General features: G+C 32.5%; 23 protein-coding genes. 17 read left to right on the top strand and 6 right to left on the bottom strand.

Translation table 11 applies throughout. From position 1 onward, the window contains the following. Positions 1-381 precede the first annotated feature (381 nt). Positions 382-1,020: a sugar-binding protein gene (locus B0A75_RS15145; RefSeq protein WP_089055127.1), complete on the top strand. Its 639-nt coding sequence runs from the start codon at positions 382-384 to the stop codon at positions 1,018-1,020. 169 nt (positions 1,021-1,189) lie between these two features. Here B0A75_RS15145 and B0A75_RS15140 read toward each other — a convergent pair whose 3' ends face one another. Then, positions 1,190-2,227 carry a LacI family DNA-binding transcriptional regulator gene (locus tag B0A75_RS15140; protein ID WP_089055126.1) on the bottom strand — a complete coding sequence of 346 codons (1,038 nt, stop codon included), beginning with the start codon at positions 2,225-2,227 and terminating at the stop codon, positions 1,190-1,192. Positions 2,228-2,459: 232 nt separating this feature from the next. Here B0A75_RS15140 and B0A75_RS15135 point away from each other — a divergent pair, with 232 nt between their 5' ends. The 9 genes from B0A75_RS15135 to B0A75_RS15095 all read left to right on the top strand — a co-directional run bounded on the left by B0A75_RS15135 (position 2,460) and on the right by B0A75_RS15095 (position 13,797). Continuing rightward, on the top strand, positions 2,460-3,551 hold the full coding sequence (locus B0A75_RS15135; RefSeq protein ID WP_089055125.1) for a mevalonate kinase family protein: 1,092 nt from the start codon (positions 2,460-2,462) through the stop codon (positions 3,549-3,551). 9 nt (positions 3,552-3,560) lie between these two features. Continuing rightward, positions 3,561-4,433, top strand: coding sequence for a sugar phosphate nucleotidyltransferase (locus tag B0A75_RS15130; RefSeq protein ID WP_089055124.1), 873 nt, complete (start codon positions 3,561-3,563; stop codon positions 4,431-4,433). 172 nt (positions 4,434-4,605) lie between these two features. After that, a complete protein-coding gene (locus B0A75_RS15125; RefSeq protein WP_089055123.1) occupies positions 4,606-5,979 on the top strand; it encodes a sugar MFS transporter in 1,374 nt (457 codons plus the stop codon). A 31-nt stretch (positions 5,980-6,010) separates the two neighbouring features. After that, positions 6,011-7,939, top strand: a complete 1,929-nt coding sequence (gene nagB, locus B0A75_RS15120; RefSeq protein ID WP_089055122.1) for a glucosamine-6-phosphate deaminase — start codon at positions 6,011-6,013, stop codon at positions 7,937-7,939. Positions 7,940-8,170: 231 nt separating this feature from the next. Continuing rightward, a complete protein-coding gene (locus B0A75_RS15115) occupies positions 8,171-8,401 on the top strand; it encodes a DUF3820 family protein (RefSeq protein WP_089055121.1) in 231 nt (76 codons plus the stop codon). Positions 8,402-8,641: 240 nt separating this feature from the next. Then, positions 8,642-10,255 carry a CTP synthase gene (locus B0A75_RS15110; protein WP_089055120.1) on the top strand — a complete coding sequence of 538 codons (1,614 nt, stop codon included), beginning with the start codon at positions 8,642-8,644 and terminating at the stop codon, positions 10,253-10,255. Between the two features lie 80 nt (positions 10,256-10,335). After that, positions 10,336-12,252, top strand: a complete 1,917-nt coding sequence (gene yidC, locus B0A75_RS15105) for a membrane protein insertase YidC (RefSeq protein WP_089055119.1) — start codon at positions 10,336-10,338, stop codon at positions 12,250-12,252. Between the two features lie 95 nt (positions 12,253-12,347). Then, positions 12,348-13,064, top strand: a complete 717-nt coding sequence (locus B0A75_RS15100; protein ID WP_089055118.1) for a toxin-antitoxin system YwqK family antitoxin — start codon at positions 12,348-12,350, stop codon at positions 13,062-13,064. Positions 13,065-13,239: 175 nt separating this feature from the next. Beyond that, positions 13,240-13,797 (top strand): DUF4956 domain-containing protein, encoded by a 558-nt coding sequence (locus B0A75_RS15095; RefSeq protein ID WP_089055117.1) that lies wholly within the window; start codon positions 13,240-13,242, stop codon positions 13,795-13,797. Here B0A75_RS15095 and B0A75_RS15090 read toward each other — a convergent pair whose 3' ends face one another. Next, entirely contained in the window at positions 13,798-15,675 is a 1,878-nt protein-coding gene (locus B0A75_RS15090) for a PEP/pyruvate-binding domain-containing protein (RefSeq protein ID WP_089055116.1), read from the bottom strand. 141 nt (positions 15,676-15,816) lie between these two features. On the opposite strand from B0A75_RS15090, the gene mnmA reads away from it, so the two are divergent. Genes mnmA through B0A75_RS15065 form a run of 5 tightly spaced genes read left to right on the top strand, consistent with a single transcriptional unit; the run spans position 15,817 to position 20,519 of the window. Then, positions 15,817-17,004, top strand: a complete 1,188-nt coding sequence (gene mnmA / locus B0A75_RS15085) for a tRNA 2-thiouridine(34) synthase MnmA (RefSeq protein ID WP_089055115.1) — start codon at positions 15,817-15,819, stop codon at positions 17,002-17,004. 42 nt (positions 17,005-17,046) lie between these two features. Further along, entirely contained in the window at positions 17,047-18,648 is a 1,602-nt protein-coding gene (locus B0A75_RS15080) for a S8 family serine peptidase (protein WP_089055114.1), read from the top strand. Positions 18,649-18,661: 13 nt separating this feature from the next. Beyond that, positions 18,662-19,606 (top strand): NAD(P)H-dependent flavin oxidoreductase, encoded by a 945-nt coding sequence (locus B0A75_RS15075; RefSeq protein ID WP_089055113.1) that lies wholly within the window; start codon positions 18,662-18,664, stop codon positions 19,604-19,606. A 19-nt stretch (positions 19,607-19,625) separates the two neighbouring features. Then, entirely contained in the window at positions 19,626-20,036 is a 411-nt protein-coding gene (locus B0A75_RS15070) for a hypothetical protein (protein ID WP_089055242.1), read from the top strand. Between the two features lie 15 nt (positions 20,037-20,051). Next, positions 20,052-20,519, top strand: a complete 468-nt coding sequence (locus B0A75_RS15065; protein WP_089055112.1) for a DUF6896 domain-containing protein — start codon at positions 20,052-20,054, stop codon at positions 20,517-20,519. A 24-nt stretch (positions 20,520-20,543) separates the two neighbouring features. On the opposite strand, the gene B0A75_RS15060 is transcribed toward B0A75_RS15065, so the two are convergent. After that, complete coding sequence (locus tag B0A75_RS15060; protein ID WP_089055111.1) at positions 20,544-20,981, bottom strand: DUF4268 domain-containing protein; 438 nt, start codon at positions 20,979-20,981, stop codon at positions 20,544-20,546. Between the two features lie 139 nt (positions 20,982-21,120). On the opposite strand from B0A75_RS15060, the gene B0A75_RS15055 reads away from it, so the two are divergent. Beyond that, positions 21,121-21,771 carry an NUDIX hydrolase gene (locus B0A75_RS15055; RefSeq protein ID WP_089055110.1) on the top strand — a complete coding sequence of 217 codons (651 nt, stop codon included), beginning with the start codon at positions 21,121-21,123 and terminating at the stop codon, positions 21,769-21,771. Positions 21,772-21,897: 126 nt separating this feature from the next. Next, entirely contained in the window at positions 21,898-22,728 is an 831-nt protein-coding gene (locus tag B0A75_RS15050; protein WP_089055109.1) for a lysophospholipid acyltransferase family protein, read from the top strand. A 111-nt stretch (positions 22,729-22,839) separates the two neighbouring features. On the opposite strand, the gene B0A75_RS15045 is transcribed toward B0A75_RS15050, so the two are convergent. The 3 genes from B0A75_RS15045 to B0A75_RS15035 all read right to left on the bottom strand — a co-directional run bounded on the left by B0A75_RS15045 (position 22,840) and on the right by B0A75_RS15035 (position 25,187). Continuing rightward, complete coding sequence (locus B0A75_RS15045) at positions 22,840-23,472, bottom strand: hypothetical protein (RefSeq protein WP_089055108.1); 633 nt, start codon at positions 23,470-23,472, stop codon at positions 22,840-22,842. A gap of 8 nt (positions 23,473-23,480) precedes the next feature. Next, positions 23,481-23,975 (bottom strand): RNA polymerase sigma factor, encoded by a 495-nt coding sequence (locus B0A75_RS15040; RefSeq protein WP_089055107.1) that lies wholly within the window; start codon positions 23,973-23,975, stop codon positions 23,481-23,483. Positions 23,976-24,125: 150 nt separating this feature from the next. Next, the gene (locus B0A75_RS15035) at positions 24,126-25,187 is read right to left on the bottom strand and encodes a DUF3810 domain-containing protein (RefSeq protein ID WP_089055106.1); all 1,062 of its coding nucleotides are present in this window, start codon (positions 25,185-25,187) and stop codon (positions 24,126-24,128) included. Positions 25,188-25,369 lie beyond the last annotated feature (182 nt).

The following is a 25,369-nucleotide window of genomic DNA, read 5'->3' as shown; positions in this document are numbered from 1 at the left end:
GTTCTCGAGCACATAAAATTACATAAAACATTTTTTTTTACTTAAAAAGATAGAATATCTACAAATTAAGCAGCGATTAAAAAGAGTAGTAAAATTGAGGGTTTTTTACTTGAAAAGGTTCTTTTGTTGTATTGTTGGTGTTGTTTTATTAAAACTTTATGAAATTCGTAATGATAATATGGGGTAAATGATAATTCATCAGGCTTTTCTTATTGCTTTAAAATATTTTTAGGCAATTTTATTTTTATTTGAGTTGTGTTTTTTTCTTGAATTTTAAACTACTTTAGTGATCTTAAAAAAAGTAAAAAATAGTGACCGCTTTTTGTGTCATTTTCGGTTTTTGAAGAAATAAAAAATTAACAAATTTTAAGAAATACAATTGTGAAAGAATATCAAGTAATTTTAGTAGAGAAACAAGAGCAAAATTCTGATGAAATTTTAGATTTAAAGACTTGGGAAAAAGTAAACTGTTTGACTGATTTTTGTTCTCCTTGGAAAAGGGATTCTATTTCTAAAATTGAATTTAGAGCTTGCTGGGATCTAGAGAATCTATTTTTTAATTTTAGAGTTTTTGATACTGACATTTATATCGATAAAAAAGATGATAGTATTGATAGTATCGGAAACTCAGATAGAGTGGAGCTGTTTTTTAGAAAAGATGAGAAGCTAAGTCCTTATTATTGTCTCGAAATGGATACTGAAACAAGAACAATGGATTTTGAGGCTTACCCAGACAGGAAGTTTGATTTTAATTGGAATTGGCCAAAAGATAATTTACACTTAAAAGCTTCAAAAGATGAAAAGTCTTTTACAGTTGAAGGTAAGATTAGTATAAAATCACTTGAAGAATTAGATCTAATTCAAAATAACATAATCGAAACAGGTGTATATAGAGCTAAATTTTCTAAAGCAGAAAATGGCACATACGAGCCAACTTGGATTTCATGGGTGAATCCAAATACTGAAACACCTAATTTTCATATCGCTTCTTCTTTTGGAAAATTTATTTTGATGAAATAGTTTATTGTAAAAAAAAGGTTCAAAGAGGCAGAGGTTCAGAGGTTTTAAAACAAAAAAATCTAATCTGCTAAATTTGCGTGCCATTTTTGGTTTGCAGATTTAGCAGATTAGATTTTTAGTGTATATATGATTTTAAAAAACTTAGTGTCTGTCTTCGCAGCAAAACGGATTAAGCGTAAAACGAAGCATTTTCAACATTAATAATATCAATAGGCAGTAAAATAGTTTCAGGAATATCTTTTCTAAATAAAAAGTGTTCGACTAAAGTACTGACACCTAAATAAGCTTGTCTTTTTTGATTTTGATGAATTAAAAAATGAACCAAACCTTTATTCAAGAAGTTTACATTCTTCTCAATTAAATCATAACCAATAATTGCAATTTTTTTGTCTTTTGCAGAAGTCAATAGAGAAGCAATTTGATACGCTTTAGAGGTCGTGATAAAAATGCCGCTCAAATTAGGATTCTCCTCTAAAAAAGCGGTGAATTTAGTCTCGATGTTAGAATGTTTTAATTTTAAAGTCGTTAGAGTGAAATCAGAAAGATTTTTCTCTTCAAAATAATTTCTAAAGCCTTGTTCTTTTTTCTGCATGTGAACTGCATTTTTAAGGCTTTCATCAATATGTATAATTGCGATTTGACCTTTTGGTAAAATCAAATTCATTAAACTGGCAGCAACACGACCGCTTTTGTATAAATCTTGTCCAACAAAACTCTTTATCGAAGAAGACTCAACTTGGTTATTAAAAGTATTAACCATAATATTCAATTCGTCATACTGCTTGATAATTTCAAGAGTTTCTTTATGAAATAAAGGCGCTATTAAAACCGCATCAGGCGATTGATTGATGATTTTTTCGTTTGTACTTAAAAATGATTTAGTACTTTCAGGATTAAAATAGTGTGTTTCGATAATAACGCTGTAAGCTTTAAATTCAGTTTTTGCATCTTGAATGCCGTTTACACATGGCAGCCAGTACGGATCTATTTCCGGATCAGGCAGTAAAACACAAATACGATAAATCTTATTATTTTTTAAATTACGAGCAATTAAGTTAGGTTCATAGTTAATCACATTCAAAACCTCGTTTATTTTGTCAAGTGCTGTAGGAGAAACCTTCCCTCTATTATGCAAGACTCTGTCAACAGTTCCTTTAGAAACTCCTGCCATTTTTGCAATATCCTTAATTGTGTACTTTTTATCCATATAAGCAAATATAGAAACTTTGATTTGATTATTTAAAATAGCACTTCATAATTATTTAGTGTGCTCGAGGACATTTTTACGGTGTGTTCGAGCACATTTTTTTTAATTTTACTTGTTTTATAAAAATATAATCTATAGTTTCGTGGAGTTAAAATTGAAAATCAAAAAAATATCCATAACCAAGAAATCATTATAAACTATTGTTGTATAATGATTTAATGACTCTTTTTAAATGAAAAAAATTACTTCATTAGCCCCAGGTCGGACATGTCTCTTTGGAGATCATCAAGATTATTTAGGATTACCGGTTATTGCCTGTGCAATAGATCGAAATATAAAACTAACCGCAGAACAAAATAACACCAATACTTTTGTTCTAAACATGATCGACATTGATGAAGTTAGAACTATTGATATTAACGCCGCTTTTGAGAAACTAGAGCCTCGTGATTATTTTGCTTCATCACTGCGCGTATTACGCAGATATGGTTGTGTGCCAAATACAGGTTATACAATTACAATTACCGGCGATATTCCGATAAACTCTGGAACGTCAAGTTCATCAGCCTTATTGATGGCTTGGATTCGTTTTTTAATCGATGCCTTCGGAATTGATCATGAAGTAACTCCTGAATTTTTGTCGAAATTAGGATATGAATCTGAAGTTTTAGAGCATGGCGAACCAGGCGGAATGATGGATCATTTTAGTATTGGAGTAGGGAACATCGTGTATATTAATACAAAACAGCCTTTTTCTTATAGAATTATCGGAACAGGATTGAAAGGTTTAATTACAGGAGTTTCAGGTGTTCCTAAAGAAACAATTGGTTTGATTGGAGAAATAAAAGGAAATGCATTAATGTCTATAGGTATTGTTAAACAAAACTTCCCTGATTTTGATCTGCATGCCTCAAAAATAGAAGACTTTGATCGCTATCGAAATTGTCTGCCAGATCGTTTAATTCCATTTTTTGAAGCCGCTCTTAAAAATTATCACTACACAAAAGAAGCTTTAAAAGAGTTTGAAAAACCAGTTTTAGATCTTAAAAAAATTGGAGAATTAATGAATCAGCATCACGAAGTTTTACGTGATCTATTAAAAATTACAGTTCCTAGAATTGATGCTATGATTAATGCTGCCTTGCGAGCAGGTGCTTACGGAGCTAAAATTGTAGGTTCTGGCGGCGGCGGAAGTATTGTAGTAATTGCAGATCCGCAAATTGAAAACGCTGTAATCGAAGCCATTTTAAACGCAGGAGCACAGGAAGCATATGCTGTAAATGTAGATCCAGGAGTAAGAACTATAGAAAACATTGAAATTTAAAAAATAAGTATGCACAACAATTTAGTTATTCTTGCGGGCGGAGCATCATCCCGTATGAAAAAAGAAGCAGTTTTAGACAATTTATCACCAGAAGAAATAGCGCAAGCCAATGAAAGAAGTAAAGGTTTAATAGGAGTTGGTTCAAGCGGAAGACCTTTATTAGATTATCTTTTACTAAATGCAAAAAAAGCAGGTTATACAAATATCTATATTATTATTGGAGAGCAGGGAGAGTTGTTTAAAGAGTTTTACGGAAGTAAAAATATAGATAATGATTTTCACGGACTCAATATTTCATTTGCAGTACAGTATATTCCTGAAGGAAGAGTAAAACCATTTGGGACTGCCGATGCTTTGTTTCAAGCCGTAATGCAGTTTCCTGAATTAAACCTGCAAGAATACTCCGTTTGCAACAGTGATAATTTATATTCAGCAGAAGCCTTGCGAGCACTGCGCGAAACAAATAGTCCAAACGCATTTATCAGTTACGATCGTGATGCACTTGATTTTCCGCTTGAAAGAATTTCACGTTTTGCAATTGCCAAACTAGATGAAAATAATCAATTATTGGATATTCTAGAGAAACCAACAGCGGCAGATTTAGAAAATTATAAAGACGTTGATGGAAAAATAAGAGTAAGTATGAATGCTTTTAAATTTAACGGAAGCACTTTGTACACACATCTTAAAAATTGTCCAGTAAATCCAGAACGCGATGAAAAAGAGCTTCCTACAGTACTTTTGAACTCTGTAAAAGAAAACCCAGGAACAACATTAGGAATTCCATTTTCAGAACATGTTCCCGATTTAACGGCAAAAGAAGATATTGCAGAAGTAAAAGAATATCTTAAAAAGTATTATCCAGTTTTGGACTGGGAATAAAAATTAACAAAAAATTTATATCTAATTTAGGGCAGAATACAACATATTAGATTACTTTTGCAATGCAAAAAAAATGCATAATAATGCATAAAATACGCATACCGATTGTGAGTGTTGGTACTAAATTTAGGTTGAAAATAAAAAAACTATTAACTATCAACCCAAAAGTATTATGTCAAACATTGAAAGCGCCATACAAATAAACAAAAGGAGTGCAATTATTCCAATGGTCATCTTGACCGCTTTGTTTTTTATTCTTGGATTTGTAACGTGGTTAAACGGACCACTAATTCCGTTTTTTGAATTAGCTTGCGAATTAACCTCTTCTCAAGCCTATTTTGTAACTTTTGCTTTTTATATTGCCTATTTTGTTATGGCAGTTCCATCCTCTTGGGTAATTGAAAAAGTAGGTTATAAAAATGGTATTTCATTAGGATTACTTATCATTGCCGCTGGTGCGTTTATGTTTTACCCAGCTGCAGAAAGCAGAACTTTTTTACTGTTTTTGATTGCTTTATTTATCATGGGAACAGGTTTGGCTATATTGCAAACTGCAGCTAACCCGTATGTAGTTGTAATAGGACCTAGAGAAAGTGCAGCAGCAAGAATCAGTGTTTTAGGAATTGCAAATAAGATGGCCGGATTTGTTGCGCCAATTATATTAACAGCTTTAGTGTTGTCAAACATGCAGGACTTTACTGCAGATAAAATTGCGCTGTTGGATTCCGCTTCAAAAGCAAACGCTTTAAATGCTTTGGCTTTGCAATTACAGACACCATATCTTTATATGGGGTTAATTATTGTTGTTCTTGCAATATTGGTAAAATTGTCTCCGCTTCCTGAAATTGATCTTGATGAAGATGGAAATATAACAAATTTGAGTATTTTTAAGCAAATTAAAAACGCATTCAAACGCCCACAATTAGTATTAGGAGTTGTAACTTTGATGCTTTATTTAGCAGCCGAAGTTTTAGCTGGAGATTCTATCGGAGGTTTCGGAAAACAATTGGGAGTTTATGGTGATGAAGGGAATTTTTATTTAAAATTAACTTCATTTACAATGTCGGCAATGGTTGTGGGATATATTTTAGGAATATCACTAATTCCAAAATACCTTTCTCAGGTAACTGCTTTAAAAGCTTCAGGAGTTTTAGGTATAATTTTGGTTTTAGCAATCGTCTTGATCTCGCCAAACATAATGGTACAGTTGCCGGGAGTTCCAAATTTGCCACTTGTAATACTTTTAGTAGCATTACTTGGTTTAGCAAATGCACTTTGCTGGCCTGCAATTTGGCCAATGGCACTTGAAGATCTAGGCGGATATACTAAAATAGGAAGTGCCATTTTGATTATGGGGATCATTGGCGGCGCAATCTTTCCTTTGTTTTACGGTCTGATTACAGAAACTATAAACGCATCAAATATCGCAGATGGAACGCAGGCGGTTTCTAAAAGCGGAAACCAAATTGCTTATTTAATGCTGTTGCCATCTTATTTAATGATTCTTTTTTATGCAGTAAAAGGTCATAAATATAGAAGTTGGTGAATAATGAGAAATTAAAATAAACTACTATATCATGTTAAAAAGTAAAATCGACAAAGCAACAGGTTTCGAAAAGCGATTCGAAAACATCAACACAGTTGTTTTTGAAAATTCGAACGAAGCTTCCAAAGCAGTTGCTCAAGAAATTGCAGCTTTAATTCAATCGAAACAAAAAGAAAATCAACCTTGTATTCTAGGTCTTGCAACAGGTTCATCTCCAAAAGGACTTTATGCTGAACTAGTTCGATTGCATAAAGAGGAAGGCTTGAGTTTTAAAAACGTAATCAGTTTCAACTTAGATGAATATTATCCGATGGAACCAAATTCTATCAACAGTTATGTTCGTTTCATGAAAGAATTACTTTTTGATCACGTCGATATTTTACCAGAGAACGCTCATGTTCCTGACGGACTTTTAACTAAAGAACAAATTGCTGACTATTGCCACGAATACGAAGCAAAAATTGAAGCTTTAGGCGGAATCGATTTACAGATTTTAGGAATTGGAGGAAACGGACATATTGGTTTTAACGAATCAGGTTCGCTTCAAAACTCTAAAACACGTTTAGTAGCTTTAGATCATATTACTAGAGTAGCAGCAAGCAAAGACTTTTTTGGATTAAACAATACACCAAGAACTGCAATTACACTTGGAGTTAAAAAAATCATGGAAGCTAAAAGAGTAATTTTATTAGCTTGGGGTGAAGGAAAAGCAAATATTGTAAAAAGATCAGTTGAAGACGAAGTTACAAATCGTGTTCCAGCTTCTTTCTTGCAAGAACACAATAATGCCGTTTTTATTTTAGATAAAGAAGCATCTTCAAAACTGACAAGAATCAACAAACCTTGGCTTGTTGAGAAAATTGAATGGACTGATAAATTAACAAGAAAAGCAGTTTTGGGATTGGCATTAGATCTTAAAAAACCAATTTTAATGCTTACTGATGCTGATTATATCGAAAACGGAATGAGCGATTTATTAGCTGATTCAGGTCCAGCATACGATACTAATATTAAGATTTTTAATAAATTACAAAATACAATTACTGGCTGGCCAGGCGGGAAACCAAATTCAGACGATGCAAATCGTCCAGAAAGAGCAGAACCTGCTAAAAAACGTGTCTTGATTTTCAGCCCGCATCCAGATGATGATATCATTAGTATGGGAGGAACTTTTATGCGTTTGCAAGAGCAAGGACATGAAGTACACGTAGCATATCAAACTTCTGGAAATATTGCTGTTGCTGATGATGAAGCGTTGCGTTTTGCTAGATTCGTAATTGATTACAATGAAAAATTCGGAATCAAAAGCGAAGAGGCTGATAACATCTATAAAAAAGCCCAAACATTCTTAGAGAATAAAAAGAATAGTGAAATTGATATTCCTGAAGTACGTTATATTAAAGGATTAATTAGAAAAGGTGAAGCGAGAGCAACAAGTCATTTTGTTGGATTGCCAGACGAGCAGATTCATTTCATGGAACTTCCGTTTTATGAAACAGGAACAATTGAAAAAAAACCAATTGGGCAGGAAGATATTCAGTTAACAATGGATTTAATTGAAAAAATTAAACCGCACCAAATCTATGCAGCAGGAGATTTAGCAGATCCGCACGGAACACACAAAGTTTGTTTAGATGCTATTTTTGAAGCAGTAAAAGCTTTAAAACCAAAATCATTCATGGACGACTGTTGGTTGTGGTTATACCGTGGAGCTTGGCAGGAATGGGGAATTGACGAGGTTGAAATGGCTGTGCCAATGAGTCCAGACCAAGTTTTAGCAAAACGTCATGGAATCTTTAAACACCAATCTCAAAAAGATGGAGTTGTTTTTCAAGGAACAGATGCTAGAGAGTTCTGGCAGAGAGCCGAAGACAGAAATGCAGAAACAGCAGCTTTGTATCACCAATTAGGTTTGGCGACTTATGCAGCTATGGAAGCTTTTGTGAGATGGCATTACTAAGATGCTAAGGCACTAAGGTTCTGAGGAACTAAGATTAAGTTTTTATTCGCCACAAATTCATGAATTATACTAAACTTAATTCGTGAATTGGTGGCGATAATTTTTTTTAATCTTTTTATCCCGATAGCTGTCAGGAGTAGTGAAATAATAAAAAATAATAATAGCTTTGCATATAATTGAAGCAAGAAGAAAGATCAATTCTTTCTTCTTGCTTCTTTTTTCTTTTAAACTATGGAGCAAGACAAAAAACTTCTTATAAAATTAGCGCACACCAAAATGCCTTTCGGAAAATACGAAGGTAGTTTTTTAATAGATTTACCTGAATATTATGTCGTTTGGTATCATAATAAAGGATTTCCAAAAGGAGAATTAGGACAGCAGCTTCAGTTAATTTATGAGTTAAAATTAAATGGTTTGGAAGAGTTGATTCGGAATATTAAGAAGCAGTATCCGAAACCATAATACATATTGTTAGATTGTTGGATTTTTATATAATTGGATGAAATTTTAGTTTTATTGTTTGAAAAAATGATAAAAGATAGATAAAGGTTAATATATTGAATGGTTTTCTTTTGATTTGAAAAAGGCAAAAATCGTGCAATCTAAAATTCTAAAAATCTAAGAAGTCTATTGTATAAATTGTCTAATTAAATTTGTACTTTTGCCAAGTTTTTTACACAACTACATACAAACAACAACAGAATGAATCAAACAAAATATATTTTTGTTACAGGAGGTGTGACTTCTTCATTAGGAAAAGGTATTATCGCGGCATCTTTAGCAAAATTGTTACAAGGAAGAGGATATCGTACAACAATTCAAAAATTTGACCCGTATATTAACGTGGATCCAGGTACTTTGAATCCGTACGAGCATGGAGAATGTTATGTTACTGATGATGGAGCTGAAACAGATTTAGATTTAGGTCACTACGAACGTTTCTTGAACGTTCCTACTTCTCAGGCCAATAACGTAACTACAGGAAGAGTTTATCTTTCGGTAATTGAAAAAGAAAGAAGAGGGGAGTTTTTAGGAAAAACTGTTCAAGTTGTTCCTCATATTACAAACGAAATCAAAGACAGAATGCAATTGCTGGGTAAATCTGGCGATTACGATATTGTTATTACTGAAATTGGTGGAACTGTAGGTGACATTGAATCATTGCCTTATATAGAATCTGTTCGTCAATTAGTTTGGGAATTGGGTGAAAATAACGGAATTGTTATTCATTTAACATTAGTTCCTTATTTGGCTGCTGCAGGTGAATTGAAGACAAAACCAACACAACACTCTGTAAAAACGTTGATGGAAAGTGGTATCAAAGCTGATATTTTAGTATGTAGAACAGAGCATGAATTGTCTCAGGAATTACGTCAAAAATTAGCTTTGTTTTGCAATGTAAAAAAAGAAGCAGTAATTCAATCGATCGATGCTTCAACAATATACGAAGTTCCAAATTTAATGCTTGAAGAAGGATTAGATGTTGTGGCTTTGAAAAAATTAGATTTACCTAAAAAAGCTTCTCCAGATTTAAAAAACTGGAATACTTTTTTACGCAGATTAAAAAATCCAAAACATACCGTAAATATTGGTTTGATTGGAAAATATGTAGAAATGCAGGATTGTTACAAGTCTATTTTAGAGGCGTTTATTCATGCAGGAGCTGCAAATGAAACTAAAGTAAACGTAATTTCTATTCACTCAGAGCATATCAATGCTGATAATATCGAAGAGAAATTAGGAACTCTTGATGGAGTTTTAGTTGCTCCAGGTTTTGGAGAAAGAGGTATTGAAGGAAAAATTGAAGCGGTTCGTTACGCACGTGAAAATAACATTCCGTTTTTCGGAATTTGTTTAGGAATGCAGATGTCTGTTATCGAATATTCTAGAAATATTTTAGGTTATGCTGATGCTAACTCAACAGAAATGAACGAAAAAACGGCTCATCCGGTTGTAAATTTGATGGAAGAGCAAAAAACGGTTACAGACAAAGGGGGCACAATGCGTCTTGGAGCTTGGAAATGTGATATTAAACCAAATACTTTAGCACATAAAATATATGGTGAAACAACAATTTCAGAGCGTCACCGTCACCGTTATGAGTATAATAACAAATATGCAGATGAATTGCAAAAAGCAGGTTTAAAAGCTTCTGGAGTTAATCCTGATACAGGATTAGTAGAGATTGTAGAGCTGGAAAATCACCCATTCTTTATTGGTGTACAATACCATCCAGAATACAAAAGTACAGTTGCAAACCCACATCCAATTTTTGTAAACTTTGTGGCAGCTGCAGTAAATGCACATAAAAAATAATAATTAATATTCTAGAAGATGTAACTTTTGAGTTAAACTCATTACTAATAAGCTTCAACGAATAACTTTTTTAAATTATAATGGAAGAAAAAAAATTAGACCTTAATTCAATCATTGGTTTTGTATTGATATTCGGAATTTTGATTTGGATTATGTATCAAAATCAGCCTTCTGAGAAAGAAATTGCTGCTGAAAAAGCCAAGAAAGAATTAGTTGCTAAACAAGAAGCTCAAGCTCAGGCTGATAAAGCAAAAACTGCTGTTGCATCAACTGCTGCTGCTGCAACTCCTGGTGATACTGTACAATTAGCGCAATTGCAAAAAACATTAGGTGGTTTCGCATATTCTGCTACGCTTCCTTCTGCAAAAGAGTCTTTTACAACAATCGAAAACGAAAAGATTAAACTTAAAATCGCTAATAAGGGTGGTTATATAGTTGAAGCAACGCTTAAAGAATTCGAAAGATTTAAAAAAGGTTCTGGTCAATTAGTTGAACTAATCAAAAACAACAATTCCAACTTAAATTTACAGCTTCTTACTACAGATAACAGAACATTAAATTCTAAAGATTTATATTTTGAGCCGACATTAGAGAAAATTGGTGCAGATCAAGTTTTGTCAATGCGTTTGAAAGCGGGAGCTAATGAATTCTTAGAGTACAAATACGTATTGAAACCAAATGATTATTTAGTTGGTTTTGATATTCGTTCACAAGGATTAAATAGAGTTTTAAATTCTGCTAAACCATTGAACTTAGAATGGGATTTGAAAACATATAGAAATGAAAAGAGTATTTCTTATGAAAATCGATATGCAGAGATCAACTATAAATATGGTGATGATAAGTATAGTTATGTAAATCATACAGGTCAAGGAAAAATAGAGAATCCTGAGAATTTAAGTTATGTAGCTTTTAAGCAGCATTTCTTTACTACTATTTTATCTTCAGAAAAACCGTTTGCTACCTCTAAATTGCAATCAGATGATTTAGTTAAAGACGAAAAAATCGATACTGTTTTTACAAAACAATTTAAAGCAAATTTACCTTTAGCATTTTCAAATGGAGAGGTTGATTATAAAATGAGTTTGTATTTTGGTCCAGCAGATTATAAAACATTAAAATCATACGATAAAAACTTCGAGAAAATCATTCCATTAGGATGGGGGATTTTTGGATGGATTAATAAATGGATTTTTATTCCGTTGTTTGGATTTTTAAGTTCAACAATTGGATTGTCATTAGGAATTGCGATTATAGTGTTTACCATTATTATCAAATTGGCTATGTCGCCAATTACCTATAAGTCATTCTTGTCACAGGCTAAAATGAAAGTTTTACGTCCAGAGATTTCAGAGTTGGGAGAAAAATTCAAAAAAGACCCAATGAAGAAACAACAAGAAACAATGAAACTTTACAATAAAGCTGGAGTAAACCCAATGGCAGGATGTATTCCCGCATTGATTCAGCTTCCGTTTATGTATGCGTCATTTCAGTTTTTCCCAGCTGCATTTGAGTTGAGACAAAAAAGTTTCCTTTGGGCAGACGATTTATCATCTTTTGATGCTATTGCTAAATTGCCTTTCAATATTCCAATGTATGGAGATCATATTAGTTTGTTTCCAATTTTGGCGGCAATTGCAATTTTCTTCTACATGAAAATGACTTCAGGAGATCAGCAAATGGCAGCGCCTCAGCAAGAAGGTATGCCGGATATGGCGAAAATGATGAAAATCATGATTTATGTTTCTCCATTGATGATGTTAATTTTCTTCAATAATTATGGTTCTGGTTTAAGTTTATACAACTTTATCTCTAACTTAATTACAATAGGAATCATGTTTGTAATTAAAAACTACATTGTAGACAGTGATAAAATTCATGCTCAAATTCAAGAAAACAAATTGAGAGAGCCAAAGAAACCAAGTAAGTTTCAACAGCGTCTTCAAGATGTAATGGAACAACAAGAAGCTGCAAAAGCTCAAAATAAAAAGAAATAAGAAAGTAAAAAAATCTCGATTCAGTCGAGATTTTTTTATATCTATGCTATACTTTATGAACCTCATTTTCGTTAAAGTTTAAAATTGATTACAATATGATTTATAAAAAAATAATAGTAGGATTACTTTTCTTATGCACCTGTTTTTTATCTGCACAAGATTTTAATAAAAATGATGTAAACGGTAAGAAAGATGGAGTTTGGAAAGGAGTTTATGAAGTTTCTAAACGTCCTCGTTATGAAGGAACATTCAGTCACGGAAAAGAGACTGGTGTTTTTAAATTTTTTGATGATACAAAAAAAGGCGATGTTATTGCAACACGTGACTTTACTGCAAATGATGGAAGTTCATATACAACATTTTTTGATCAGAGCAAGAATAAAGTAAGCGAAGGTAAGGAAGTTGGGAAAGCGCATGAGGGCGAATGGAAGTATTATCATAAAGCTTCTAAAATAGTTATGATGCTTGAAAACTATAAAAATGGAAAATTGGAAGGGATGAAATTTATTTATTATCCAGATTCTAAAATTGCCGAAGAAATGACTTATAAGAATGGGAGCAAAGATGGGGTTTATAAAAAATACGGGCAAAACGGAAAGCTTCTAGAGCAAACGACTTATAAAGATAATTTGTATAACGGTGATGCTGTTTTTTATGATTCTGATGGAGCAGTAGCTTCAAAAGGAAAGTTTGTGAATGGAAAAAAAGCTGGGATGTGGCAATTTTATGCTGGTGGAAAGTTACTCAAAGAAGTAAACATGAGTGACCCTAAAAGCAGTTATCAAGCTGATTCAAAACCAATAAAAGAATAAAGAATTTATTGCAGATTATTTTTTGCTGCGAATTCCACTAATTTCCACGAATTACTTTTTTATAAAAATTTGTACAAATTAGGGGTATTCGTGGCAGACTTTTTTTTGTTTAAACTAGAATTGGAAGTTTGTAGCAATCTTTTTTCTAAATTTGATTTACTAATACTTTGAGTAAATGGATTTAAACGAACTTATTGGAAGATTTTTATTATTGTTTTTTTCAATTCTGGTTTTGTATTTTTTCTCTAACAGAAAAGATAATGAAACTATAAATCCGTTGATGGTTATCGTTGGTCTTTGTACCTTTTCACTTTGCTATTTGTTTACCAAAATAGAAATTGGTGTTGGAATAGGATTTGGCTTGTTTGCTATTTTTTCTATTCTTAGGTTTAGAACACAGTCTTTTACTGTAAATGCAATAATTTTTCTTTTTGCCACTATCACACTTTCGATTTTAGATATTATGTATCCTTTTGAAAAAATCGAGATCCTTTTATTTTTCCAAATCATCATAATCGGTTTTTATATCGCAGCTTCGATGATCGTCAATAAAAAAGCTTCAAAGTATTTGAATACTGTAGATGTAAAAATCCCGCTGATAAGCGATTTTTCTTTAGAAAACGGAAACATTAGAAAAGCAATTCAGGAAAAAATTAATCTTGAAGATTTTGACTTTAAAATTGTTTTGGTCAATACCGTTTCAAATGAAATTGATCTGTTAGTTTTTTATTGATTATTCATTAAACGGTCTAACCTGTTTGATGTAAAGATCTCTGTTTTCTCCCACAATTTTAAATTCAATATCAACTGGATGATAGGTGTTTTTCCGCCAGTAACGATACATTTTTTCTTCAATTTTGCTGCTCACAAGAAAAAGCCGGCTCATTTCTTTTCGGCTCAGTAAAGGCTCGTTATTGTTTAAATTTGAAATTGAAGTATAATCAATATCAAAATCGTCATCATTAGTTCCAGAATTAAAATGATAAGCGACAAATTGCTCGCAGATTTCGCCTTTTTCGGGTTTTACAACAGAGTTTTCTCCTTTTTGGATATTAACCGTAATACCTGGAAAGTTCTCTCTGAAGATGTTTTTTGTAATGATAACGCCATTGGCTAATTCATCGGGAAAAGAACGATGTACTAAAATCCCCATTGCTATATTATGCTGATCGATTCCAAAAAGTTCTCTTTCGTTATACGAAGCTTCGTTCCAAACACTGGCCCAGACTTGTTTAATGGCTTTTTCGAAAGTTTTAATGCTGTCGCCTAAAATTCCTGTTTTAGAATCGTATAATCCAGCACCATTAAAATCATCAAGATCTTCGGCATTAGTTGAGGAGCGAAATCTAAAGTTTTTGAATTGAGCATTTTTAAATGTTTCATTTAGTTTTGCTATTAATAAAGGATCAACAGGCTCCTTTTTGATGGCATCCCGAATTTTTTTCAATTGTTTGTTGACCCAAATCGCTGAATCTTTCTTTGTGGAAGTTAAAAGTTCACTGATTAATGGCGAAATTGATTCTTTTTGAATGTGTTTGGTATAAAAATAAAACGGAATTGCATGTGCATTTTCTGGTGTTTTAAATGGAATTTCTTTCGAAACAGCAATTAAATAAGCCATGTTTTGAGCTTTTGATCCAATATAATTTACTCCCTTTTTTGGGATTTTAGATAAATCAACGAGATCAGTAACGGTGTTGTCAATTGTAAGTTCCTTCTTTTTAGAATTTACCTTTTCGACTATTTTTTTATCTGTTTCTTTGATGAAAAAAGTATCAACTTCAATTTTTAATTCCACTTTTTTAGAAAGCAGTTTGTTGATGTTTGTATCTTTAAAAACCTTAGTATAAGCCATAATAGGGATTTTTCGGTTTTTTCCTAAAAGAACTAAATGGCTTAATGGCGTTTGCAGTTCATTTACAATAATTCCTCTTACATTAGGCAAAACATCTGGCGTACCGTCTAAAATTACAATTTCATTCGAATTGGGCTTGATCCGTTCTAAATCTTTGATTTTATATTGTTTTAGGATACCAATATTACTTCCAGAAACCACTTCTTGGTAGGTAAGTTCATTAAAGATATAATCTGATTTTACGCAGGGAATTTTAAACTTATTCTGCTGAAACCATTCCATTTGCTCAGGATTGTTCAAATAGAATTTTAGTTTTTTTCCAATAAAAGTCGAATTTATCACAAGATTAAAGAAGCGCTCTATAAGCGGGATCGGCATACGATCTGAAGCTGCGAGTTCAAAAATCCATTTATCTGTTCCTTTTATATGATTTAAATTTCCGAGTAAAAAGTCACGGTCTTTTTGAGTATTGCTGTAGTTCTCATTATTAAAAACTTCTAAATCTTGATTGTAATGCAGATAATTTAGTGCAAAATCATAATGAAGCGGAATCAATGTACTGTTGAAATAATACATTTTCTGTTTCCTTAAATCATAGATTACTTTTACAGATTCTATATTCGAAAATTTATCAGACAAAGGTTTTCCTCTAAATGCCTTAAAAGCTTCATAATCTGATAGTGTTGACGAGTGCTTTTGAGCACTTAAAGACATCAAAACAAAATAGAATAACAGAGTGTAAATGTATTTTTGCATGACGATTTTATTGAATAATAAAAGTAATTAATTAAACAATAAGTTTTATCTACCGTAGGATTATATAAACCAATTAAAACTACTGCAATTATCTATAATTTGGCTTACCTTTGCACCCTTGTAAAATATAAACATTTTAAAATGAAACGTGTAGTTGTTGGTCTTTCAGGTGGAGTAGATTCTAGTGTTGCAGCTTATTTATTACAGCAGCAAGGATACGAAGTTATTGGGCTTTTTATGAAAAATTGGCACGATGATTCAGTTACTATTTCTAACGAATGTCCTTGGTTAGAAGATAGTAATGATGCTTTATTAGTTGCTGAAAAACTTGGCATACCGTTTCAAACTGTTGATTTAAGCGAGCAATACAAAGAAAAAATCGTTGACTATATGTTCAATGAATATGAAAAAGGAAGAACTCCAAATCCTGATGTGCTTTGTAACCGCGAAATCAAATTTGATGTGTTTATGAAAATTGCATTAAGTCTGGGAGCAGATTATGTTGCAACTGGACATTATTGCCAAAAAAGTGAAATTGAAGTGGACGGAAAAACGGTATATCAATTAGTTGCCGGAAATGATGTTAACAAAGATCAATCTTACTTTTTATGTCAATTATCGCAAGAACAATTATCAAAAGCTTTGTTTCCAATTGGAGCTTTAACTAAACCAGAAGTTCGTGAAATAGCTGCTGAAATGGAATTGGTTACTGCCGAAAAGAAAGATTCGCAAGGATTATGCTTTATTGGAAAAGTACGTCTGCCAGAATTTTTACAACAAAAATTACAGCCAAAAGAAGGTAAAATTGTTCAGATAGATAAAAACGATCCGATTTACAATATCGAGAAACCAGCTGGTTTATCACTGGAAGAGGAATTAAAATTAGAAGCTCAAAAACCACAATATATTCCAACAATGGGAAAAATAATGGGCAATCATCAAGGAGCACATTATTTTACTAACGGACAACGAAAAGGTCTAAATGTTGGCGGTACCACAGATCCTTTGTTTGTTATTGCGACTGATGTTGATACCAATACTATTTATACAGGATTAACGAGCAATCATCCAGGTTTATTTAAAAAAGCCTTGTTTGTTGGGAAATCTGAAATACATTGGATTCGCACAGATTTGACTTTGAAAACTGGTGAAACGATGGAAGTAATGGCTAGAATTCGTTATCGTCAACCTTTGCAAAAAGCCACTTTACATCAATTTGAAGATGGAATGTATGTTCGTTTTGAAGAGCCTCAATCTGCCATTACCGAAGGTCAATTTGCAGCTTGGTATTTAGAAAATGAATTAGTTGGTTCGGGAGTAATTTCTTAGCTTTATACTTTTTTACGGGGTTTTCCTTTTAAAAAAGTATTTATGCGACATTATTTTGTTTTTCTTTTAATATTCGTTTCCACTTTGGCATTTGCTCAGAGTGAAGATGCTTGGGTATATTTTACTGGAAAACCAAATGCTCAGGACTTTTTTAATAATCCATCACAAACATTATCACAACGATCTTTAGACCGTCGTACAAAACAAAATATTGCCTTAAATATTTCAGATGCTCCCATTGAAATAACCTATGTAAATCAGGTTAAAGCAAGCACGGGAATTTCTGTAATGGCGCAGTCAAAATGGCTCAATGCAGTTCATATTAGAGGTACGCAATCCAATATTACAACATTAAAATCCTTTGCTTTTATTGATAAAATAGTTTTTGCTAATAAAGCTTTAAACACAACAGCAAAACCAGCAGCTGTTCATGCTGCGGCAAAAACAAAAGAAAAGCTAAATACAACAATTGATTATGCTTACGGGAATTCGGCAAATCAAATTCAAATGTTGAATGGGCAAGTATTGCATCAACAGAACTATACAGGTTCAGGTAAAATAATTGCTGTTTTAGACGGAGGTTTTCCAGGAGTTAATACAGCGCAGCCTTTTAAGAGATTAAGAGATAATAATTTGATTTTAGGCGGTTACGACTATGTAAATAGAAGTGCTGATTTTTATTCTGGCAACAGTCATGGAACCTCAGTTTTGTCTACAATGGGCGGCTATACGGAAAATTCTTTGGTGGGAACTGCGCCCGATGCTTTTTATTATTTGTTTATTACAGAAGATAATGCCAGTGAAAATCCTGTTGAAGAATCGTATTGGGTTGAAGCGGCAGAGCAGGCAGATGCTTTTGGAGCTGATATTATTACAACCTCATTAGGCTATTTTGGATATGACGAGCCTAGTTATAGTCATACCTACAGCGATATGAATGGCACAACAAATTTTATTTCAAGAGGTGCTGAAATAGCTTTTAGTAAGGGAATGATTGTAGTGGCTGCAGCTGGAAATGAAGGAACAACTGCAGAGCCGCATATTGGCGGGCCCGCAGATGCGGTTTCGGTTATTACCGTAGGTTCTGTTAATGCTTCAAAAGTTAAAGCAGGTTCAAGTTCTATCGGGCCAAGTTTTGATAATCGAATTAAGCCGGATGTTATGGCTCAAGGTGTTGCGGCGGTTGTTTCTAATGCAGCGGGAAATATCGGAACGACAAATGGAACTTCTTTTGCTTGTCCAATAATGGCAGGAATGGCAGCTTGTCTTTGGCAGGCTTTTCCATCAAAAAATAACAAAGAAATTAGACAAATGATACTGCAGTCTGCAGATCGCTATACTAGTCCTGATAATAATTATGGGTACGGAATTCCAAATTTTGGTTCAACCTTAGGTGTAGAAACGTTTCAATATGCTGCCGATTTTTTGGTTTATCCAAATCCAGTTCAAACTAATATTTCTTTTTCATTTACTAATCCTAAAGCATCAGTTTCAATTTACTCTATTTTAGGGCAGAAATTAATAGAAAAAGAAATCACAAATCAAAATCCATTACTTTCTGTTGAAACTCTAACCAGCGGACTTTACTTTTATACTTTTGATAGTGAAGGTCTGCATAAGACAGGAAAAATAATCAAACAATAACAGCCCAATCTGCATGAACAAAATTACCAAACTCTTCAATATAAAATATCCAATAATACAAGGCGGTATGATCTGGAACAGTGGTTACAAACTGGCTTCGGCTGTTAGTAACTCAGGCGGTTTAGGTCTAATAGGCGCTGGATCAATGTATCCTGAAGTTTTAAGAGAACATATTCAAAAATGTAAAAAGGCGACAGACAAACCTTTTGGCGTTAATATTCCTATGTTATATCCTAATATTGAAGATATAATGAATATTGTGGTCGAAGAGGGAGTTAAAATCGTTTTTACTTCTGCAGGAAATCCTAAAACATGGACTTCCTTTTTAAAAGAAAAAGGAATTACTGTAGTTCATGTAGTAAGCAGCAGTGTTTTTGCTTTAAAAGCCCAAGAAGCCGGTGTTGATGCTATTGTTGCTGAAGGTTTTGAAGCTGGAGGTCATAATGGACGTGAAGAAACAACAACGTTGACTTTGATTCCGATGGTGAAAGAAAAAGTGCAGATTCCTATTATCGCTGCCGGCGGAATTGCAACAGGAAGAGGGATGCTTGCGGCAATGATTTTGGGTGCCGATGGCGTTCAGGTTGGAAGCCGTTTTGCAGCTTCAATAGAATCTTCGGCTCACAATAATTTTAAGCAAACAATAGTTAATATAAAAGAGGGAGGAACTCAGTTGACATTGAAGGAATTAGCTCCTGTTAGATTGGTAAAAAATAAGTTTTATCAAGATGTTCAGGACTTGTATGAAAAATGTCCATCTAAAGAAGATTTAGTTCAGCTATTAGGTAGGGCGAGAGCTAAGAGAGGAATGTTTGAAGGAGATCTTGAAGAAGGCGAATTAGAGATTGGACAGGTTGCGGGATTAATTCACGAAATTTTGCCTGTAGAGCAAATTGTTCAAGAAATGATAGTCGATTTTGAATCTGCACGCAAAGAAAAAGCTACATTTGAGTTTTAATTACCCGCAAGAAATTTATATGAATTCTATACGCACTTATTTAGTATTATTGTTTTTAGGTTTTGGATTGCATTATGCTCAAGGTCAATCTTATCATTTTAAAACCTCGGGTTTTAGTGTCTTAGAAAAAACAGAAAAAGGAAAATGGGGCGAGTGGTCCAATCTTGACTTAGTAAATCTTTCGGTTGTTTTAGATACAGATAAGCACAGAATTGTTGTGTACTCACAAGAAATACAGCTTTTTAAAATATTAGATTATATCGAACGCGAAGAAAATGATACTGATATTGTGTATTCCTTTATGTGCAAAGACAATGACGGAAAAGAATGTAAACTTTCAATTATAACTCGTAAAAAGCAAGATTATCGTAAACAGCTTTATATCAATTACGACGATCATATTATTGTTTATAATATTTTTAATGTCTAGGCTGATTGTAATTATATGATGAAGCTTGAAACTAATGTTGTAAATCAATTACTAGCAGCAATGGATACTTTTAAAACCATTGCCGAAGAATTGATTAATAAACTTATAAATGAGACCGATCAGCTGGAGAAAGACAAAATAATAGCAGGCCATTATTATGAAATTGAAAATGCTGATATATTAAACGGTAACGAAACTCTTAGTGATAATTGGTATTTTGATGTTCATGGTGAACATTGCATGTTTAAAAATTTGACAACAGAGCAAACTCTTGAGGTTTCGTTAGGGAATAGAGAAAGTGTTGGAAATATTGATCCTTATTTTTTTTACGAGTTTCTTAAAACAACAAAAGACTTTTACCACTTAACAAGATATTTTGAAAAACCATTTCAGGATGTTTTATTCTTTCTTGAAGAGCTTGAAAAACAAAAAGTAATGATTTCTGTTTACGGTGTGGAGTTCAGAAAAATCTTAGAACCTTAGAATCTCAAAATCTTAATACCTCTTTTAAGCATCAATATCCTTAATAAATTCATCATACTCTAGATAAAACATTTCCAGAGCATGCATGTTTTCGTTGAAGAAATCAAAAATAGCATCCCAATTATTACGATTACTGAAACCGACTCCAGTTTTCTCGACCCAGATTCTACTAATCGTTTTACCGCTTTCTAAAGTGTGATTTTTTTCAAAAACTAAATCTTTGATGAATTCTTCATCAAGAATATTTTTTAAGGCTTCTAATTTTTCAAAATAAGCATTTCGCTTTTCATCACTTCGTTGTTCGATATCAATTAAAACCTGAGCTTTTTTATTGTCTACATAAAACTTGAAAGAGAAATCTTTTATCTTGGTATCATAAAGAACCCATTTTCTCGGGTATTTTTCGGCAAAAGCCACCCAAAATTCTCTTTTTATTCTTTGTGATTCTTCTTTACTGTACATTTTATTTTTATGGCTTTGCTTTAGAAAACTTGTAGAACCGCATTTTCTAGAGTATATTTATATTTTAATTTGAGATTCTGTTTAGATTTTATNNATAAAATCTAAACAGAATCTAATAATACAAAAATAAACTTTGAATATGGATTTTCAAGACTTTTTGAAATTTGTTCCTAATTTAATTCCGATTGAACTGCCGGCAGAATTAGCACACATGAAAATGGCTCCAAAAGAACGTCTTGAAGCTTTAAAAAATATTAATCTAGAGACAAAGAATCCTAGAATAGCAGCTGTTATGATGCTGTTGTATCCAAAGAAGGATAAAACGCATTTGGTTTTGATCGTTAGAAATGCCTATAATGGTGTACATTCATCGCAAATTGCTTTTCCCGGCGGGAAATATGAAAACACAGATTTAGATTTTAGAGAAACCGCATTAAGAGAAACGCATGAAGAAATTGGTGTTTCTCCTGATAAAATAGAAGTTATCAAGGATTTTACACCAATGTACATTCCGCCAAGTAATTTTTTGGTGCATCCGTTTTTAGGAATTTCACATGAAGAATTATCATTTTACCCAGATATTCGCGAAGTTGCTGCAATTATAGAATTGCCTTTATCCGTTTTTTTAAGCGACGAAATTATAATCGAAGCCACATTATCAACTTCTTATGCAAATGATGTTTTAGTTCCCGCATTTAATATTCAAAATCATATTGTCTGGGGAGCAACAGCAATGATTTTAAGCGAACTGAGAGATGTTTTAAAAACTGGTTTTGATAATAAATTTTGAAATATTTAATTTAACAATTTGATATTCATATTTATAGTAGTTTATTTTTGAAATTGCCTAAAAGTACTGCTAAACGATTTATTTTTGTATGTTTGCGTCCTAACCTCAAAAACAGAAAATAAAGTTATGGGATTGTTTAAACGAAATCCTTTCGGACATATATTATTTATCAAGAAATGGTTAATCCGAATCTTGGGAGCTATGACGCACCGAAGATACAGAGGTTTTAATGAATTGCAGATTGAAGGATCTGAAATCATTAAAACATTACCAGATAATAATGTATTGTTTATTTCCAATCACCAAACTTATTTTGCCGATGTTGTAGCAATGTTTCATGTGTTTAACGCAAGTTTAAGCGGACGTCAAGATACTATTAAGAACATTGGTTATTTATGGCAGCCTAAAATGAATTTGTATTATGTCGCTGCCAAAGAGACAATGCAAGCTGGTTTACTGCCAAGAATTTTAGCTTATGTTGGAGCAATTACTGTTGAAAGAACTTGGCGCTCAAAAGGTGTCGATGTTACTGAAAAACGTGATGTTAACCCAAACGATACTGAAAATATTCGTATTGCGCTCGAGGACGGCTGGGTAATTACATTTCCGCAAGGAACAACAAAGTCATTTAAACCGGTTCGTAAAGGAACAGCGCATATTATAAAACAGCATAAACCTATTGTAGTTCCTATTGTTATTGATGGATTTCGCCGTTCATTTGATAAAAAAGGACTTCGTTTAAAAAAGAAAAATATTCTGCAGTCTTTTATAATAAAAGAACCACTTGAGATTGATTATGAAAACGATACAATCGAACAAATTGTAGAAAAAGTTGAATATGCAATCGAGCAGCATCCGTCATTTTTAAAAGTAATTCCTGCTGAAGAGATCAAAGTTGAGGAAGAACTTAATGAAATGAGAAGATGGAGTTATAAGGCTCCAGAAAATGGATACTAGATTTTAGTTTTTTTGTTTCACATTTCAAGTTTAAAAAATAGCTTGGTACTTTCTAGTTATTTAAAGAAAAACCTTTGGGCCTTTGTTTCTCTGCGCCTTTGCAACTGTAAACTAAAGATCAATTTTCTTCAACTCCTTGTAGTTTGAATACAATCTTCGTAAAAGAGTTCCGTACAGTAATCTATAGAAACACCAGAATAATCCAAAGAAACCAAGTATTACAAAAACTAAAATTCCAACCGTAAAAAGCATCGCCTTGCCATCTTGGGCAAGTTTTTCTTGGAAAAACGCCATATCTGGATTGTAGACATATCCTATAAAAAAGCTGAAAATAGAGGAAACTACAATCATTCCTAAATTGTACCAAACATAATATTGAACTGTTTTTCTAGTTCTTAAAATGGTACTCATTAAAGATTTGGTAGCCACTGTAGTCGAAATTGTTGTATAGTTTTTATAGAAAATGTATACAAAAATTAATCCCACTAAATAATTCATATAAGTCAAGTATTCAAGTGCAGCCACAATTTCCGGATGATTCATTTTTTGTAAAACATCATCAGTATTGATAAATAAATTGGAGAAAGTCCAAAAAGAAATTTCCAGAATGCTTATAATTAAAATCCACTTCACAATAGAAGATGATTTTTTATGAATCATTTTGTAGATTTCTTTTTCAGAAATTTGCTCAAAAGAATCCGAGTTCTTTTTCCAGTCTTTTTTTAGTAAATCCAGTTCTTTCATAATAATTTTTAAGGATTTAATATTTTTTTAAGTTTCCCTTTAATTCTGTTCATTTTCACGCGCGCATTCACTTCGCTGATTCCTAGAGTTTCAGCTATTTCTTGATAGTCTTTATCTTCTAAATACATAAAGACCAATGCTTTTTCGATATCGTTTAGCTGATAAACAGCTTTGTACATTAATTTAATCTGCTCTTCTTCTTCATAGTTGTAGTCAACATCTTTTACAAAATGCTGATGACTTTCGTAATCTACGGTAGATATAGTCCTTTTGGTTTTGCGATAGAGAGTAATTGCTGTATTTAAAGCAACGCGATAAGTCCAAGTCGAAAATTTACTGTCGCCTCTAAATTTTGGATACGCTTTCCAGAGCTGAATGGTGATTTCCTGAAACAAATCTTTGTGTGCATCTTCGCCGGCAGTATATAATCGACAAATTTTGTGGATTATATTCTGATTTGCCTGCAATTGCGCAACAAATGATTGTTCTAGGTTTTCGGTCATAAAAGTATTAGTAGTATTGAAATCTATTTTGTTACAAGACTTGATTATTTTTCGCCATGAATTTCGCAAATTTCTCGAATTACTTATCAAAATGATAAAGATAAAGTTGAGTTTTAGTTTTTAAAAATTCGTGCAATTCGTGGCAGCTTGCTACAGTTGTCGTGTTTTGTAATAATTAATTGTCAAATCTATAAACTTGCTGTAGCTTTCCATTCCGTCTTTCTGATTGTTTGATTTTAAAAAACTATCATAAATAAAATGGAAACCTTCATCAATAAAAGTATCATATTGTTTCCAGAAATCCTGACTTTCCTGATAGTTTTTTAGAATTCCAGGATTTACTTGTTTCTTTAGAATAGTAAAGATTTTTTCGTTTTTATACTTCCAAATACTTAAGCAGTAATGCAATGTAAAGCTGTAACCAGCATATTGGAAATAAGGATTGTTGTTTTTAACAGATGCTAAAACACCAATAAAGTTACATTCATTTTCACTCGCAAAACCAATCTGGTGTGCCATTTCGTGAGCTGTGGTTTGCGGAAAGTTATACATTGGCAGTAAATCATTAATTTGAGCTTCGTTAGTAAAAGGATTTAAATAACCGCCAAAACCCATATACGTTAATGGTGTACTGAAAAGTGATTTTTTAACGCTTAGAATTTCGTATTTAAAGTAAGGATGTTCTTGTGCAAGATTGTTATAGCCGTTTAAAATCATTTTAAAAGATTCTTTTTGCGAATACGGAAAAACAATTTTTTCACTTTTGTTTTTAGTGATATCGAACTGAATTTTATTAGTTTTAGCGATTAGCCGTTTTGTAAAAGCTAAAAGATCGGCATCGGTATATTCTCTTTTGATTTCCATTTTTGCGAAAAGAGGCTCGCGATAGTAATTGAAAGCCCATAAAAGATGAAAGAAAAAATAAAAAATGGAGATTTTGCCCAAAATCGTTAAAATATGATCTTTCCAATCTGCTCTCCATGTTTTTCTTATTTTCCAAAACCAAACTATTGCAGAAAGTATAAGAACTGCATAAATGCAATCGCCTACAGAAAAGGGAATTTTTCCTAAAAGTGTTCTTGAGAAGTGCGAAATTCTAACAAATAAATTGTTGCTGTAAAAACCTTCGACATAATCTGAAAAATAAGGCAGAATTTTTAAAACAATAATTTGCAAGAGTAAAAATAACGGCAGAATGTATTTTGATTTCACAGTTTAAATTTTGAATACGTAAATATAAATACAATATTGATTGATAAAAAAAAAGTAAAATACGAATTCCTATAATTTTCATTAATTAATGTTTTTCTAATTATGCAAGAATCTTAAGTGTTGTTGAAGTTATATTTTAATTCACTATAATTAATGCTAATTCGTGAAATTCGTGGCGGAAA

The sequence above is a fragment of the Flavobacterium oncorhynchi genome, assembly GCF_002217355.1.
Classification (GTDB): Bacteria; Bacteroidota; Bacteroidia; order Flavobacteriales; family Flavobacteriaceae; genus Flavobacterium; species Flavobacterium oncorhynchi.
This window is presented reverse-complemented; position numbering and strand designations above follow the sequence as displayed.